General features: G+C 34.2%; 16 protein-coding genes. 7 read left to right on the top strand and 9 right to left on the bottom strand.

Features of this window, described 5'->3' with window-relative positions:
• Positions 1-178: 178 nt before the first annotated feature.
• Together ACMT7R_RS12135 and ACMT7R_RS12130 are read left to right on the top strand one after the other, a co-directional pair.
• Positions 179-547 carry a hypothetical protein gene (locus ACMT7R_RS12135; RefSeq protein ID WP_415312220.1) on the top strand — a complete coding sequence of 123 codons (369 nt, stop codon included), beginning with the start codon at positions 179-181 and terminating at the stop codon, positions 545-547.
• A 686-nt stretch (positions 548-1,233) separates the two neighbouring features.
• On the top strand, positions 1,234-1,416 hold the full coding sequence (locus tag ACMT7R_RS12130; protein ID WP_415312219.1) for a hypothetical protein: 183 nt from the start codon (positions 1,234-1,236) through the stop codon (positions 1,414-1,416).
• A 178-nt stretch (positions 1,417-1,594) separates the two neighbouring features.
• Here ACMT7R_RS12130 and ACMT7R_RS12125 read toward each other — a convergent pair whose 3' ends face one another.
• Entirely contained in the window at positions 1,595-1,723 is a 129-nt protein-coding gene (locus ACMT7R_RS12125) for a hypothetical protein (protein ID WP_415312218.1), read from the bottom strand.
• 61 nt (positions 1,724-1,784) lie between these two features.
• On the opposite strand from ACMT7R_RS12125, the gene ACMT7R_RS12120 reads away from it, so the two are divergent.
• Positions 1,785-2,060, top strand: a complete 276-nt coding sequence (locus ACMT7R_RS12120) for a UBP-type zinc finger domain-containing protein (protein ID WP_415312509.1) — start codon at positions 1,785-1,787, stop codon at positions 2,058-2,060.
• A gap of 137 nt (positions 2,061-2,197) precedes the next feature.
• On the opposite strand, the gene ACMT7R_RS12115 is transcribed toward ACMT7R_RS12120, so the two are convergent.
• Together ACMT7R_RS12115 and ACMT7R_RS12110 are read right to left on the bottom strand one after the other, a co-directional pair.
• Positions 2,198-3,844: a S8 family serine peptidase gene (locus ACMT7R_RS12115; RefSeq protein ID WP_415312217.1), complete on the bottom strand. Its 1,647-nt coding sequence runs from the start codon at positions 3,842-3,844 to the stop codon at positions 2,198-2,200.
• Positions 3,845-5,514: 1,670 nt separating this feature from the next.
• Positions 5,515-5,922, bottom strand: coding sequence for a hypothetical protein (locus ACMT7R_RS12110; protein ID WP_415312216.1), 408 nt, complete (start codon positions 5,920-5,922; stop codon positions 5,515-5,517).
• A gap of 2,081 nt (positions 5,923-8,003) precedes the next feature.
• Between ACMT7R_RS12110 and ACMT7R_RS12105 the strand changes: the two genes are divergently transcribed.
• Positions 8,004-9,062: a tetratricopeptide repeat protein gene (locus tag ACMT7R_RS12105; RefSeq protein ID WP_415312215.1), complete on the top strand. Its 1,059-nt coding sequence runs from the start codon at positions 8,004-8,006 to the stop codon at positions 9,060-9,062.
• 170 nt (positions 9,063-9,232) lie between these two features.
• Here the strand turns inward: ACMT7R_RS12105 and ACMT7R_RS12100 are convergent, their stop codons facing one another.
• Entirely contained in the window at positions 9,233-9,442 is a 210-nt protein-coding gene (locus ACMT7R_RS12100; protein WP_415312214.1) for a hypothetical protein, read from the bottom strand.
• A 518-nt stretch (positions 9,443-9,960) separates the two neighbouring features.
• On the opposite strand from ACMT7R_RS12100, the gene ACMT7R_RS12095 reads away from it, so the two are divergent.
• The 3 genes from ACMT7R_RS12095 to ACMT7R_RS12085 all read left to right on the top strand — a co-directional run bounded on the left by ACMT7R_RS12095 (position 9,961) and on the right by ACMT7R_RS12085 (position 12,059).
• Complete coding sequence (locus tag ACMT7R_RS12095; RefSeq protein ID WP_415312213.1) at positions 9,961-10,503, top strand: hypothetical protein; 543 nt, start codon at positions 9,961-9,963, stop codon at positions 10,501-10,503.
• Positions 10,504-11,474: 971 nt separating this feature from the next.
• A complete protein-coding gene (locus ACMT7R_RS12090) occupies positions 11,475-11,825 on the top strand; it encodes a hypothetical protein (RefSeq protein ID WP_415312212.1) in 351 nt (116 codons plus the stop codon).
• A 30-nt stretch (positions 11,826-11,855) separates the two neighbouring features.
• Positions 11,856-12,059, top strand: a complete 204-nt coding sequence (locus tag ACMT7R_RS12085; protein WP_415312211.1) for a hypothetical protein — start codon at positions 11,856-11,858, stop codon at positions 12,057-12,059.
• Between the two features lie 869 nt (positions 12,060-12,928).
• Here the strand turns inward: ACMT7R_RS12085 and ACMT7R_RS12080 are convergent.
• The 5 genes from ACMT7R_RS12080 to ACMT7R_RS12060 all read right to left on the bottom strand — a co-directional run bounded on the left by ACMT7R_RS12080 (position 12,929) and on the right by ACMT7R_RS12060 (position 15,597).
• Positions 12,929-13,513 (bottom strand): hypothetical protein, encoded by a 585-nt coding sequence (locus tag ACMT7R_RS12080; RefSeq protein ID WP_415312210.1) that lies wholly within the window; start codon positions 13,511-13,513, stop codon positions 12,929-12,931.
• Positions 13,514-14,283: 770 nt separating this feature from the next.
• On the bottom strand, positions 14,284-14,703 hold the full coding sequence (locus ACMT7R_RS12075) for a hypothetical protein (RefSeq protein ID WP_415312209.1): 420 nt from the start codon (positions 14,701-14,703) through the stop codon (positions 14,284-14,286).
• Positions 14,651-14,914: a hypothetical protein gene (locus tag ACMT7R_RS12070; RefSeq protein ID WP_415312208.1), complete on the bottom strand. Its 264-nt coding sequence runs from the start codon at positions 14,912-14,914 to the stop codon at positions 14,651-14,653. The genes ACMT7R_RS12075 and ACMT7R_RS12070 overlap by 53 nt, the downstream gene beginning before the upstream one ends.
• 134 nt (positions 14,915-15,048) lie before the next feature.
• Positions 15,049-15,183 carry a hypothetical protein gene (locus ACMT7R_RS12065; protein ID WP_415312207.1) on the bottom strand — a complete coding sequence of 45 codons (135 nt, stop codon included), beginning with the start codon at positions 15,181-15,183 and terminating at the stop codon, positions 15,049-15,051.
• A gap of 180 nt (positions 15,184-15,363) precedes the next feature.
• On the bottom strand, positions 15,364-15,597 hold the full coding sequence (locus tag ACMT7R_RS12060) for a hypothetical protein (RefSeq protein WP_415312206.1): 234 nt from the start codon (positions 15,595-15,597) through the stop codon (positions 15,364-15,366).
• Positions 15,598-16,018: the final 421 nt, after the last annotated feature.

Genomic DNA, 16,018 nt, shown 5'->3' with positions numbered 1-16,018 from the left:
TGAAATTATTTTTTTGTAAATTTAATGAGCCAAATAAAAATAGTTTACACAATATCGACTATAAATAAATAGTCAGTATACTTTTTTGTTATGCAATTTTTTTTATACCCTTATGTGCTCGCTTTTTGACAAAATTCATAAATTTATAAGTTTAGAGCGTGATCAAATTATACCAAAAATGTCTCACACAATAAATCAAGCGGAAGCATCAAACCCGCTTTATCAAAAAAAGATGCGAGAATGCACCATATGCAGTAGTGCAGGTTTCCCCCAACAACTAATAACTTTCCAAAATATAGGACAAGATCCAACATCTGGAAAAACAATCTGGAAACCAATCGATGAAGATGGGAATGAACATAAACACAAGTCCAATACTCAAGTAATTGGAAAACCAACATTTCACAGAAAAAGGATAGTAGATATTGCAGCCGTCACAGATGTTCAAGAAACAAGGAAATTACTTTCCGAAGGATGGGAATATAAAACTTCATATCCGGCCACAATCTCAAATATTCCTCACTTTATTCTAGTAAAGCGAGAGTAAAGTAGATTCAGAAGCTAGAATTCTCAAAAGTAAATCTTTTTTCATTAATTTTTTTAGAACCATTTCCTATACTTGACTAAATTTTTTTGAGTGTAGTGGTTATGATTACAAATATTTGAATTTGTGATAATTCTCTATTCTTGGCAAGAAATCATGATTAGGTGAGTAACAAAATTACAAAATGCTAACAAGAAGATCATGTTCAATAAATCAATGATTGCTCATAGCTCGATCAGTTGGCCTGATTCCTATAGGTACAAAAAAGCAATAAAATTAGGAGATTTCTAATTTACTATTTAACAGAATAAAAAACGATTAAGGTGAAGGGTAGGAAAGCGAAAGGAAAAAATGCTATTTACTAAAAACTAGAAATGAGGTAGGAAAAGAAAGCCGCAAGTTGGCAGTAGTGGCTTATTACCTCATTTCTAGGTAAACACACATCATAGGTTTTTCTACCTGATTGACCTAATATGGTACTATTTTCTATTCAGAATAGTATTTAATACTAATCCAAACACCAACATATCAGTAAATTCCCAAGTCAACAGTATTTCACTCAATTATTTATCTAGAAAACAAATCAAATAAATTGGTCTCTTGATATAGTAACACAATAAAAACCCGAAAGATTGAAGATTACTATTGATAGCCTTGACTGCATTTTAAGGAGTCCACAGTAGGAAACTTTGGAATATTCAAAAATAATGACAATACTGAGTGATCAGATGCTAAATAATGATGATGATGATAAGGATAGAACAAATCGACCTTTCCTTTTGACTACTAGTTGTGACACTCTGTTACTCACCCACATAGACAATTTGAGAAAGGATCAAGTTAGAGAATTGGTGGTACAAGTAGCCTTTTGAAGGATCGTATACGCGCCCTAACCAGAATCGCCGATTAAGCATTTCTCTACTGTGGTGACGTATCCGTAAAAGATATTTCATAGTAATGATGAAGTCATAAACAGCGAGGGCAGATTACATCTCGATTATTTAAAGGGCTTGAACCATGGCGGTATATTCAGCATATGGTACGAGCATACTAATCAAGTAATTCAGGTCTTGCTTCAATACCAATCAACTTTTTTCTGAATCCTAGTTCACTAAAAATCGATTTTATGAATTCAATCTCAAGAAAGTCGATTATGTTTCCGGTTATCAAAGCCGACATTTTTACTGTCCAATTTAATTACGAGGTTCTCTAGATATTATGTGTGAATATTAATAAAAACATGAACGATGATCAGAATATTGCATGCGAGCACCTAAGGGTTGTAGATTTAGAAAAAAAGGGAAATACAAAAGGCTGTGAAGAATGTGAGAAGATAGGCTCTGACTGGGTTCACTTAAGGCTTTGTCTTACATGTGGCCATGTAGGTTGTTGTGATAATTCTAAAAATAAACACGGAACTAAGCATTTTAAGAGTACCGCGCACCCAATAATCAAATCCTATGAGCCAGGTGAGTCTTGGAAATGGTGCTTTGTAGATGAGTTGTTCATAGAATAAAATTTTGAAAAGGAGAGACTAGTGAGAAAAAAAAGAGAGAGAGGAGTCGAGGAGAGTCACTGAAATAGAGATACTCCTCTGGGATCACCAACGTACGTATTATATTTCCTTGTCAATTGTTCCTTGCCAATTGGCAATCAATAATTCCTAACATATAGTAATCGTTCTCTGTTACTATCCTTGTCGCCTGTAAAGTAGCCACGTCCGTTTCCATCACATGTTGTTGACGACGTGGATCCACTATTTAATAAAGCATTCCGTACTTCAGATGGGGATGCACCTGGGTGTGATGCCTCATACAATGCAGCTGCACCAGCCACATGTGGAGATGCCATGCTTGTACCACTCATAGCGGCATATGAATTGCCTTTATAAGTAGAATAAATTTTTGTTCCAGGAGCAGCAATGTCTACAACCGATCCGTAATTACTAAAACTAGCCAGCGCATCATCTTTTCCGTACCCAGTGGCAGGGCCTTTACCCCCACATTTTCCATCACTATCTCCTATTGCCGATACAGCAATAACATTGGGATTATTAGCAGGTGAATTTGTGGAAGCATCTTTTGCGGAATTTCCTGCCGCTACTACAAATGTTATCCCAGCTTTGACAGCATTGTTAATGGCTGCATCAAAGGCAGTAGATTTGCATTGACAGCCAAGGCTAAGATTAGCGACCTCTATTTGGCTTGCATATTGTCTAATGTAGTCAATACCTTTTATGACGGTAGATAAGGCTCCCGCACCATTCCTATCCAATACCTTAATTGCCCACAGCTTTGCTCCCGGAGCGATACCTACTACTCCTATAGAATTATCTTTGGCAGCAGCTATCCCTGCAACGTGGGTACCATGACCGTTATCATCATTTCCAGAAGACGTACCAGAAACAAATGTTTTTTGATGATATACATTGAGATCAGAATGGCTTGTATGAATCCCACTATCCAAAATTGCAATATCAGCATTGACAGAACCGGCTCCATTACCAGACCTTGTAGAACTTAAATCCCCATCAACTCTGTTGATACCGGTCGGTAGGGTTTGGGCAAACGCTTTAACTACCTTATCTTTTTCTATATGATCTACAAATGGACTTTGATGCAGTGCATCTATTATCCTTTCATTTGGAACTTTAAGAGAAAATCCATTTAGCACGTCTTCGTAAATATGCAAAATCTGTGTCCCCTCAATATTCACTTTTTTTGAAACCTCTGTTAGTATTTCACGTAAATTTAGAGAATCTCCTTTTAGAATCACGATATACTGCCCCGGAATTACTTCACCCATCTCCGCTTCAGAACCAGTGGAGGATGGTGTGGATGAGTGGGAATCAGATAACACATCCGAATAAGGCAATTTGTCCAAAATAGAGGAAAGGATACCAGGAGACGTATCCTCTTTGGAATTCTCACTTTTCAAACTGGGATTGATATTATTATCTAATATATCACCAGAATAGAATGGATAATTGCTATTTATAGCTTGGTTATGATTTTCATCTTTAGAATCTGGCGACTTGGTATCTTTTTCAAGAGAATCTTTGGGACCAACAGACATATCTGAACTTTGTTCAAACGGATCTTTTTTGTTTAAGTTTGGGATCATGTCGTATAATTCGTCTATATTGTTATTGCTTTGAGTGTTATAATCTAGCGATGCGATGTCTGGCAAGTTTATGCTCTGTGCATAAGACGACGGTGTAGAAATGGTTGATAAAAAACCTGTTGTTAATATGAAAAAAGTCAGGGTGAACTTTGCAAAAATCCCATATTTTTTACTCACAATGACAAAATAAGCATCTAAGTTAAAAGAAATGTCAAGATGTCATACATAAGAATTCTTTCTAGATAGATACTAGAAAATCCTTTTGTACTTGTTTACTTTTTAGAAATGATAATTTGCTTTTGGATACGGCTGTTTTTCAGCTGTCTTGTCTATTTGAACTATTTTTGATATAGAGAGAACCCGAGAATAAAGATTGTAAAAATCTAAACAAAAACGGCAAAAAAAGTAAAAGGACCTTGTCTGCAAGTCTTCTGGGTATAATTTGAGCAGGATAAATAAGCAACATGTTTCACCTAGAATAGACTCTTAGAGTCAACATAGTTTACATACCCATAATCTTTCGATTCTTAAAGTATTAAAATCATTTTTTGATAAATAATGATTATTACTTGTTTCACATTTTTTTAAATAGCTACTTGCTTGTACAAGAGAGTGGATAAGCTAGATAAGTATGTCAATAACTTTGACTAATTCAGTCTTTGATGAATAAGATATTGAATAGATATCATTTTCCTATTTGAATCCTTCACAAGAATTATACCTCTAGACATTCGGTGTAGTGCATATCCACAAAACAGAAACAGTTTACCAGTTTGATAGAAATTAGGGCCAAAACTTTAGACTTTTAAATACTAAATCAATTCGTATAATTCATTAATTGTGCACAGGTTTCAAATAATTTCCATTACCAAGTAACTTTAAAGTAATAATTATGAACCTATTATGCAATATTTAAGATGACTATACGCCGTTTATAATTTCAATTTCATGAGAATGAAGCTGTAGGCACAATTGTAAATGAGCATAACAAGAATACTTTGAGCAAAGGACACATCTAGCGATAGGTCTGGTCAAGCAGCCATTCATGAAGCAAACTATTTTGTTTACAAAGTTTCTATTTGATTTTGAGGTAGACCCTTTTTCAGAAATATAGTGAATTGCATCATTATAATGGCAATTCATTTCATTCAGATAACCATCAAATAGCAACTATATAATATTTTCCTATATTATTTTTGCAGTATATAATACTACAGGAAAAATCTGTATATTCAAAATTATAGATTATTACCTAGTAGGATACAGTATACTAAGATGAGCTGACCTGCTGAATATTGAATAAATGATATGTGACAAATCAAATCATGTAAAATTGAAAAGGGTTTGTAACATAAACCAGTGATGCATATACACAAGAATCAATCCAACAAGAGTTTCGAAATAAGGTAATCATACTAGTTAAAACTACGATATGTGTACAATTCCATTTTGACATTAACGGACATTATCCTAGGGGCAAGAACTTAGAGGAAGTCAAAGCTAACTTGTTCGTAGACCCTATTCATATTTTTGTGAATGTCCACCGATCATTTTGATCTTTTTTATGCTCTGCCTCTGAGAGAGATAGATCAAGTCAATATTTATTAAATATGACACTTTAATCTGCTAAAAGATTATAGTATTCATTTATCTAAAATTGTTACAATAAATAGTTACTTCAGACCCAAACAAAATTAGATTTGTGCAATTTTGAAATTAAATGCCCGTGTTTAACGAATTTAGGCTCTGAATCAGCCCGTGTCCTTCATCCTATGGTTTGTCGGGAGAATAGATTTGAAACGCAAGTTTGTCGAACAAGGGACAGGTCTCTGGATAATTGGATGGAATTAGGAAATCTCTTCTAGTTTACCAAAATCTCCAAATGTAACAATAGATCCAGGAGTAATAAGTCTCATAAACTCATTATACATTTCATCTCCACTTTTATCACCCTCTATTGCCTTGATAAATTCCTGAACATGGTTAGCGTCACGATAGTATTGTATTTCCATCCAAACATCCTCGTTATCAGACGCAGAAATGGTTTTTGCCAAGTTTACGAATCCCATCATGTCTTCTCGAGTATTGAGATTGTATACTTCAAATTTTAGTATGCCGTGTTTCATAAAAAAATCATGCGAATGTCTGTTTACTTTTACCAATGCATCATGATTTTCTTTAGGTGCTCGATACAAGAAAAGAGCCACCTGACCAGCAGATTTATTTAATGTCTCACTCACATTCGGGTTATTCATTGGATATTGTGTATTCTTAACCAATAAAAATATACTTCAATATTTGCCCTGTATGGAAATTTGAATCAATAGATAAAAGAAGAATTAGTTGTATTGGTTTTGTAATATTTAAACCCCCAATTTAACTTCAATTGAACAAACTCTTTCATTAATCCTTTTACATAACATTTAATATTTCAAACAATAGCATATAGATCTATTAACAAGTACCTAAAAATATAATGCAAAACTCAAGTCAGAAAACATAAACCTATTCTCTGAACATCTATGATATATCAAATGATAGTACGATTCTGAAATATTAGGTAATCACTCTGATCCGTTACTCTTTTCATGATTTCGTAGTCGATAGTCATTAGTGCCGTCGGCGACTCACAACTATTTTTTTCGACCGCTTTTTAAGAGACAGGGTTCACAGTTTGACCAATAAAATTACATAAGGTGGGATGCAAGTTTGGCTAAACTGGTCTATTAACTTACGAACCGTTTTAAGTCCCAACAGTACAAGCCGCGAATAAGTCGAGTTTATGTCAAAGCTTTGGTATATGAACTAAAACAAAGTGGAATATCCCCACGGTTTCGTGTCTAATAGTTATTGCAAAATATGTTCTAATAAACTAATATGATTTTGTTCCTAAAAATATGCTTGCAATAATTGCATTGGAATTACTTAATTTAAATTGTACCATAATTAAGGTCTCCCATATAGTTATGGTGAGAAATTCTTGTAAAACTTTGTGTCTTGGGTGGTAGTGGAGGAGTAGATCTAATAACCAGAAATGCAAGACCCTTACGAAAATACTACGGGAGTGTACGCTATTACATTGTCAAGTTTAAAAACACCATGTATTAACAATCGTATTTCACCATGATTAATATTTGACTGCAAACTAGCCCAATGTTTCTATAAAGATAACAACAGACATCTTGCCTAGCATTGATTTAGGTAGTAATCAGACTGATCAGGGAAATATTAAAGCCATATAGAAATTTATCAAGGCGGTATGTAAAACATTGCAAGATTTTTCCTATCTAACCAATCGTTTCAAAAAAAGGATTAAAAAGAAGACGATCTTATTCTGTTATCAATTCGTCTGTACATATGAGAAGGTAGAACTTTCTAAGTATTTTTAGTTCCGGATATAGTAGCAAAAAATTAATGGCGATATATCTGCTCGCACAGAATATCTTTCGGTCCATCAAGTAATGGATATTTAAAACTACAAATTATTACTAAATTGATTAGGGTTTGTTCTGTGGCGGTAGCAAGGCCAATTAACTCTCGTTGATCATTACAAATAACCACTTCAATGAAATCGGGTCTAAAAGTTAAGACCTGGGCTGGAATATAGGTTAGAGCAGACTAATTAAGTACATATTTATTACTACCATAGGGTATTTCTTCTGATTCTAATCTATATGAGTTGTAATGGAATATGTGTACGATATAAGGCAAAAAGGAATTTTGAGGTTCCCTCAAGATATGAGGAGGGACAGAAAAGATGTAGTACTTGTGAAATTTTTATAAACTGGAATGATAATGCATATTGTCCATGTTGTAATTATAAACTGAGAACAAGGTCATTTCGAGGCTGGAAAATGAGGAATAAATATAGAGAAGAGACTATAAAGCGGTACTAAATCGCCTTCATTTTAGGCTAGGCAAAATGACGTAGTCATTATCTTTTTTTAAGGAGACTACCAGAGGCATGATAGGTAATTACAATGATGTGATGTACCAAAAGGTATATCGGCTAAAAAGCCGAGCTGTTATCATCACATCTTAGCCTACTCTTGTCAAGGTGATTACAAATAACTTTCACGCAACCGCATAAATGAGCAGTTCACTTCGATGTGCTGAGTTGTTTTACCACTAATGAGAACACTCCTGGTCTAGTTCTTTTATACTCAATTTATTTTTGGCGATCTATTCTTGCAAGCATTATTAAGCGCAGTTTACAAGATTCTTAATTTTCAGGGTATTAGTTACCATAGGAAATTTTTCGGTCTAAAGGAAAAACCCGTGTATCCGGTTTATAGGTACATAAATATCTTATATAGTGTTCGTAAATAATATCTTAATGAATAAGATGTTCAAGTTTACATCTTTCCTTTCCTCGGGAGTATATATGCTCGGGTGGGCAATTCTGCTAGGTAGTAGTTTAACACTTTTTACAAATAGTTCTCATGACTTACTTTTTTCCTATTCGGTTGTATTTGGACAAGATGAATCCAGTTCTATCAATAATACTGATTTAATTGGTCAATTAATTGGTCAAGGAAAGCATATGAATAATATTGGGAATTATGTTAAAGCTCTAACATATTTTGACAAGGTTTTATCAACAGAGCCTAATAATACCGAAGCATTACATGGTAAAGGTTTGACTATAGATAATTTTGGTAACCATACAGAAGCCATCAAGATCTATGACAAAATCTTGAATATTGATGCTGATAACATGGATGCACTAACCAGCAAAGGTGTAATTTTGTTTAATTCGGGTAACCATACTGAGGCTACAAGGATTTTCGAAAAGGTATTGACTCTAAATTATCGTACTAGTAACCGTTCCTTATTTGATAAAGGTGTGTCTCATTATGGACTAGGAAATCACCAATATGCAATAGATTACTTTAAAAAAGCGCTAGTAGCAGATCCAAACAATAGCCTGACATTAAACAATCTTGGCTTTGCATTGGATATTTCGGGTAACCCGGAGGAAGCTATAAGATACTTTGACCGTGCTATTTTGATTAATCCTAACAATGCTAATGCCTTCTATGGAAAGGCTTTGGCCGTAGATCAATTGGGTAATCAAACTAAAGCGATTACCCTCTTGGATAAGGCTCTTTCGATAAATCACAACAACACCTTTGCATTAACTGGAAAGGCAGACTATCTGTACAAACTAAGAAACTTTACAGGTGCTCTTATGTATGCTGACAAAGCACTTGAGATTGATCCTGTTAATACCAATGCATTAATTGTAAAAGGGTTCTCACTGGGTATTTCTGGTAACCATACAGAGGCAATAAAATACTTTGACCTTGCATTAGAGAACGATCCAAAAAATGTGGATGTGCTGTATGGCAAAAGAGTAATCTTAAATGAATTGGACAACCGCACGAGATATTAAGAAAAGCCATAAATCTCAATAAATTTAATTGAAAGATTATTTTTGAAATACATTAGCAATAAAGTTTTAGAAAAAATATGTGAAAAGTCCCAGTAAAAGAGACTATAATAGTCTGAAAGTTTCAATCATTGCCACACACCTTGGCAATTAGAGATTTCTAAATTCTTGTTCTATGAAGAAGTTTTTAAATTTCTCATTGCTGGTATTTCATGTATTAAAATAGCCATGATTTTCGCCCTCAAGACTTCTAAAGCCTCCCTGTCCAGGGCAATGCCCTCGTTAAGGAGGGTCCCATTATCCTGATAAACTTTTTTTCCGATAGAATAAAGGCCCTTGTACTGTTTCTTACCTTTGTGTTTTTTTGTACAAATCTCTGACATATACTTCTATGTCTACCATTTTATTCGAATATCTGTGATACAATTAATTATAATGATTTAAATTTATTAAGGTTTATTGTAATAGTACGATTTGCTCATATACAACCAAAGCATAAGAAATCCACCTAGTCCCATCATCATCATTCCCACATACAGCATAATCACCACATAGATAGCCCACATGAACCAATACATGGTAAAGATAAATCCAAGCATAATTAGAAATAATGATATACAGGAAAGGGCAAATTTTGTCAACTTATTTTTAAACGTATGTGTTTTCTTCATTTTGTGATTTTACCAGATGGTTTCATATGGTCATCAAACTTTATCAGTGTAGCATTGAATCTAAGCCGATCGAGTATCTGAATAAAAGAGACAGTATGACAAGTATTGTACAACAAAAGAAGATAGCAAAACCTTGGTGCACAAAGAGATCCAGTACCTGTTAGAAGATATCAAGTTTAGTAATTTTTCTAACGAAATATATTAATTACCAAGATAGAAGTTGAATGAAAATGGATACTAAACTAAACAATGACAATAAAGAGATAGGCCATGGTTTGTTCATAGCAGGATTGACGATCTTAACACTGGCCATTATTAGTCAAACAGTATTTGTAGAAAGTGTAAATACAGTATTAGCTCAGCAGCAGCAACAGCAACAACAACAAAGTCAGGTAGAGGTAGAGGAAGAAAAAGAAGTAGGTCAGCAAGGAAATCAAACCTCAATTGCACACAATGCAAAGGGACATGAATCCCATCAAGTCATAATCTTCCAAGATTCAAGTGACGGCTTGACATATTCAGGGACAGTCACATTCAATCTTTCTAAACCTGCAGATGTCATATCATTTGAAGAAGTAACAGAAGATCCAACTAATGCAACCAAAAAGATCTGGGAAGTAGGAGACAAGAAGTATGTACCAAATACACTATTAAAAAATGTAACAAATGGATCTGTTAATTTTAATGGAAGTGGGATACTGGCACACAGTACCCAGGGTGATGTATATACAGGTTCCTATACCGTAAATGATACTGCCACGCGTAACCCATAAATTTTTTTTGTAGTATCGATCCAACAGAGATAGTTTGCCACATTCATAGAGGGTGTGAAAACACATTGGTACGAAATTCCATATCCTATGGTAGTGTAAATAGAAACCACGAGTCGATAGCGTTTTTGAATCTTTGGAAGGACATCAAGTTGTCATTCATATTTAATAAAAAAAAGCATAATTTTGCTTGAGTAAAAAGGATTGGTTGAACAGCCATGGTATCGATTAGTGTAATGTTTTAAGCCTTACATATAGTAATTAGTCCAAAAGCAGGTAAACTAATTAAAGAAGTTAATTCCTATTGTATTATGGACTTGGCTTTGTAAGAATATGTCTAAACTATTCGATTTTTTTCAACTGTCAAAGTTATTTCTAATCATAGGGATACAGTCTTTAAATAAAGAGAACCAATAAAGTACATAAATTTCACAGTTCCAAACAGCCATCAAAATCATGCAGCGAGTAGAAAGGTAGAGAACGTATTAGTGTTATAAGGATGTGGCTCACTGGGGGCGTTTTCATGTGGAGTTTACAAGGCTTTGGCAGAGGAAAATATAAAAATAGATATGTTGCGGCACTTCGATAGGTGGAATTAATGCTACAATCATTGCAGGAAGTAAAGATAACAAAATCCTGAAAAAAGCCTTGAGGAATTCTGGTATGAATTATCTGACAGCAATTATGAGATTATTCCAGAAACATCTGCATTTATTTATAATTCTTCCAAAAGAGCCTTTGACTACGAACACATACCATCAGCTGCCAACAATGCAGCATTGTTTGTTGTTCCAAAAATGTTTATTCCTCGTTGAGACTTTAGTAACATATTCAAAGATAAAGATTATTTTAAACCTGCGACTTGGACATATATTTATGATCATTCGCCTTTAAGAAAAACGCTAGACAAGTATATAGACTATAATAAATAATTTATAAATAAAGATATCAACAAATCTAATAACGATATCAAAATGCTTATTCTGACTGCAGTAAATGTTCTCACTGCGAAACCTCTAACATTTGATAGCTGGAAAATGCAAATCAAGCCAAATCACCTACTAGCCACCTCTGCTTATCCTGTTTACGGATTTCCATGGATAGAGGTCGTTAAAGGCGTGTATGCATGGGATGGTAGTATGCTCAGCAACACCCTTGTTAGAGAGGTAATAGTAGCTTCACCTAGGAATGATAAACATATCATTATAGTTGAAAACTATCCTCGGATAATTGATAGATTGTCATCAAATATGGTAGAAGTGATGGACAGAGCCAAGGAGATAGTATTTAGTGACAAGACAAGACAAAACACAATATCAAAATGATTGAACTTGTGACAAGACAGATTCAGTTAATTGAACAACTTTGACTTTTATACAAAGGCTGATAAACAAGGATTAGATCCATTCCAATCCAAACAGATAGAAAATGAGTATAACGAACTGGTCCACAATTATGGAGCGGAGATTCATACTGTAATGAGGATCACTAGAAACCGAATTGAAACACCCAATGTATCCAAAATGCTAACTTTTCAAATAAAGCAATTAGAGATTTGATTCACCAAGGTAGGAAGAAAATGTTAGACACGATAAAAACTTTCAAAGAACATACAAGCTCTGACAGTTTAAATTAAAATTATAAACAAGATTCGTTAGATTTGACTAATTCTGTAGAATCTGCTAATGAAGTTAGATATATTTTAACTGACAATAACCGTAAGAAAGATTAACTCGTCATGATTTAATGATTTCATACGATGAATTCACATCTATTATCATGCTGTAGAAACTAAATACAAAATTTTTGGGCCTTGCAACTTTGGCAACTGTGGAATTAGTGATGCAAGGCCCAAAGTCAACTTTATTGGGAGCTAAAGTTGCTCTTAACTATCCTGAGGGGTTTATAAGCAGCATGTATCAGTCGATAGGTTTCACCATGGTTACTTTCTAGTTCTAAAACAGCAAATATGGGGAATGAAATATGTAAAAGCAAATAGGGTACGTACTAACGGCTCAAGCTCAACGAGGTTAATTCTTAATGTTTTTTCTTATTTGAGACCATATTTGCCTTGTCGCATGATTTATCGAAAGAACATCTGATTCTTTTAATTTTCCATACCATTCAAATTCCCTAGCAAATACTGTTTGTAATCTATTTAGAACCTCTTTCCTATCCGTTCCAACAATAATAGCTTCAGTGTTATTTATTGCGTCGTCATACAGAAGCTCTTCTGTAGGGATTTTGACTATCCCTAAGTGAATATCTATAGGAATCGGATTAAATTCATATCCATCAATTGGATCAGGTTGGAATAGAAATTTGGCATGAGATATGACTTTTAGTATACGGATATTAAGCTACTCAATAAATTGTTTTAGTATACGTTTGGTTCAATAAAATAAAAGGAGATAGGGTTGATCTATGATTACGGATTTTGTGGAACCACATTGAACAAACCCTGATTATCTGAAAATACAGAATCCTCTGATTTACTATTTGATGAATCTTCTAATTCTTCTAATACGCCTACGTTACCAGCTGGAGCACGCTGATCAGTTGATGGTGGGTTGGGGTTTGATTGTTGTTCATCTATAATGTTACTATCGTCATTTGGAGCAACAGAGTTATCCGACTTTATTGGCGGTGTATTTTGTGAAGGTGGTTGCTCTATACCCCCTGTGTCTCCTGGGGAGATATCATCCTTTGTCGTTGGTGGTCCTGAATGGCCAGGTTTGACCGGAGTACAATCGACGACGCCGCTCTCAATCCAACAATGTTGACACTTATATATTTCAATTTGCTCTGGATCAGACGGATCGGTCTCTGTCCAGCAACATTCCCACAAGTCTTCACCAGCAGTCTCGTCAAACAGACAACTCTCCGGACGTTCGGCGGGTACCGCAAATACATTTGACATTGTTATAGAAAGGACCAATGTAATAGCAAATATCATCATGAACGTTCTCAAAATTCCTTTTGTGTTTTTTTGGGCATTATTAATATTATCCATACCCTTAACTATTCAATGAACTATATGAGATTGATCCTGAAATTCTAATACTCTTATATCCTTGTAGATTTCGGAATCATCTATATATATGAATTAGTCAAATTAGATGCTAGAAGTTTCAACACCAATAGTGACTAAACATAAACGCTTTTAGCCATCTCTATATGTGATACAACGATGAAGATATCAATATCGTCTCAAAAGCAGAAGTTCAGTTCATACGAGGTCAAAACCAATTGACTAAATCACCAACTACATCAGTAGAATTTGCTTCGCAATGAATCTTCTCAAAGTCATTTTGGATCACAATACATCTGACATAAAGATCAAATAGCATGTCGTTTGATTATAATTTAAATGACAAAGTGCCAAATCTGTCACAAAGGTCTAAACTCTACTTATATCAGAGTTGGAGCAAAAGAATCATTCTAAGAAGGTAGGCCTATACTGTATCGCCTGCGATATTTACTATTCACCTGACTTTCAAAAACAGTATACTGTAATGCAAAAACAGTATACTAATCAAATAAGCCTAAATCAACCTTATTCTCAAAATCAAACGGGCCCGGTGGGCTTCAGGACGATATCAGTCCTTTATAATGGATTCCGATATTAGTCATAATTTCGGCATATGATTTTATATCAACTGATATAATAATGGTGCTAATTATTACCAAAAGTGTAGGTTAAGCAAGTATTGTTGGAAAGAATTGAGTATCTTGTTTACAATGGGTAAATATTGATTATAGTAAATATCTTGAGCTACAAACTCAACGACAAACGATTTTGTCATTTTTTATGGTCCAGATTTCAGTCGCATCCTTGCTATATTTGTCATAACTATAGTCTAAAAATATCTGATGAGCAGGATAGCCTGCTAAACTAGCATTCTGATTCCAACTTTGGAGGTCAAAATTATGGCAATACAAACCTGTGCCGCTTCCTATCCTTTTATTTGCAATAGTTAAAAGCTTGTTATTGTTATTTTCTTTCGAGTTATTTTTGTTGATATAATTTTGTATATTCTCGTTTACATAATTACCAAATGTATTATAATCTTCTACAATCAGTCTAATACTGTTATGCGATGCTCCTATTTTTGAATCATAGTAACTACTTTGAATAGGGGTTAATATTTCACTGAACAACATTAAGGGATTTACTCTGATTGTGAGAAATGGTGGCCGCATCGCTTTCCTCTACTATCCATCCTGCTGGATACTTTATCTTTATTCCATAGGTAGAGTTGATATAAACATGGGAAGGCTCTGCTCCCTCTTTCTCAACGATGCTATTATTAATAGTTCTATCATTACTAATATTCGATATGGTTGTGAAATAATCTCTAGGTGATCCCATATTATTGTATGCATTAATATCAATTATGTTTGATTTCGACAACGACAAGGAGTCAACAGAAATATTAAAAAGTATTAACGAAAGTGAGAAAAAAACTAATAATAGTAACGAGAATAATAATCTTTGACTCAAATTGTATTATATCCTTGTAGATTTATTAGTTACAAAAATAGGAATTATGATGATGAGGATGCATTTGTATTATTTGCTGTTGTTGAAGTTGTAGAATTTGCCGAAATCACCTGTGTTTCACCAAAACTCTGTCCTCCGTTGTCGCTGATTCTCATTATCAGTGTATATCTACCGTTCATATTTTTATCCCACGGTAACCTATACCTTTATCATCAATAGATTCCATTTGTATTCGCTCTGAAGCAACTCCTTCTGATCAGCTCAAATTTATGTCCTTACCAAAAGTTTAGGCTTATCGTTTGATACTTTTATCAACATCCGGTTGATAAGATGTCCTGTTTCTTCGCCTCCTGTTGCTATTACGTATACGTTACTACCTGAAGCTGCCACTTGAACTCATAAGGAGATGTTTTCACATCGTATGAATACAACTGAGACAGGGGTATTTGGTTTGCTAAAGTTGCGTTGAATCTCCAAGTTAGTTTTATGACTGGATTGAATGTTTTTCCATTATCGTTTGAAGTCATGATATAAGCATCAGCACTACCTGTTTTGTTATCTGCAAAAGTAACATATACATTATTTCCTGACACTGCTATATCTGCTTCCACAGAAGTTCCATTGGTGAGAATTGCTTAGGTTAATCTTGTCGCCAAATGTCTGACCGCCGTCCTTTGATGCCTTAAACATCACCTCATAGTTTCCATTATATTTTCCCACCATGCAACATAGACGTTGTTTCCAGAAACAGCTATTGGGGCCTTTCCATCGCTTCTATTACGCATCGGCCAAGAAAACCATAAGATGATTGAAATTGATAGAATGAGGTTAGTATTGCTGAAAGGACAAACAGTGATACAATTATTGTGCCTTTGAATTTGTTTTTCATAAATCTCTTATTATAATGGAGTATAAAAACAAATATTTTTAAAAGGATAAAATTTATTTAAAATATATCAATATCTCACCGTTAAAGAATCTATATTCTGTAAGACATATAGACAATATTATACA

Origin of the sequence: Candidatus Nitrosocosmicus sp. FF01, assembly GCF_047711275.1 — an archaeon.
Classification (GTDB): Archaea; Thermoproteota; Nitrososphaeria; order Nitrososphaerales; family Nitrososphaeraceae; genus Nitrosocosmicus.
Note: the sequence above shows the minus strand (reverse complement) of the source record. Positions and strands in the feature narration are given on the sequence as shown.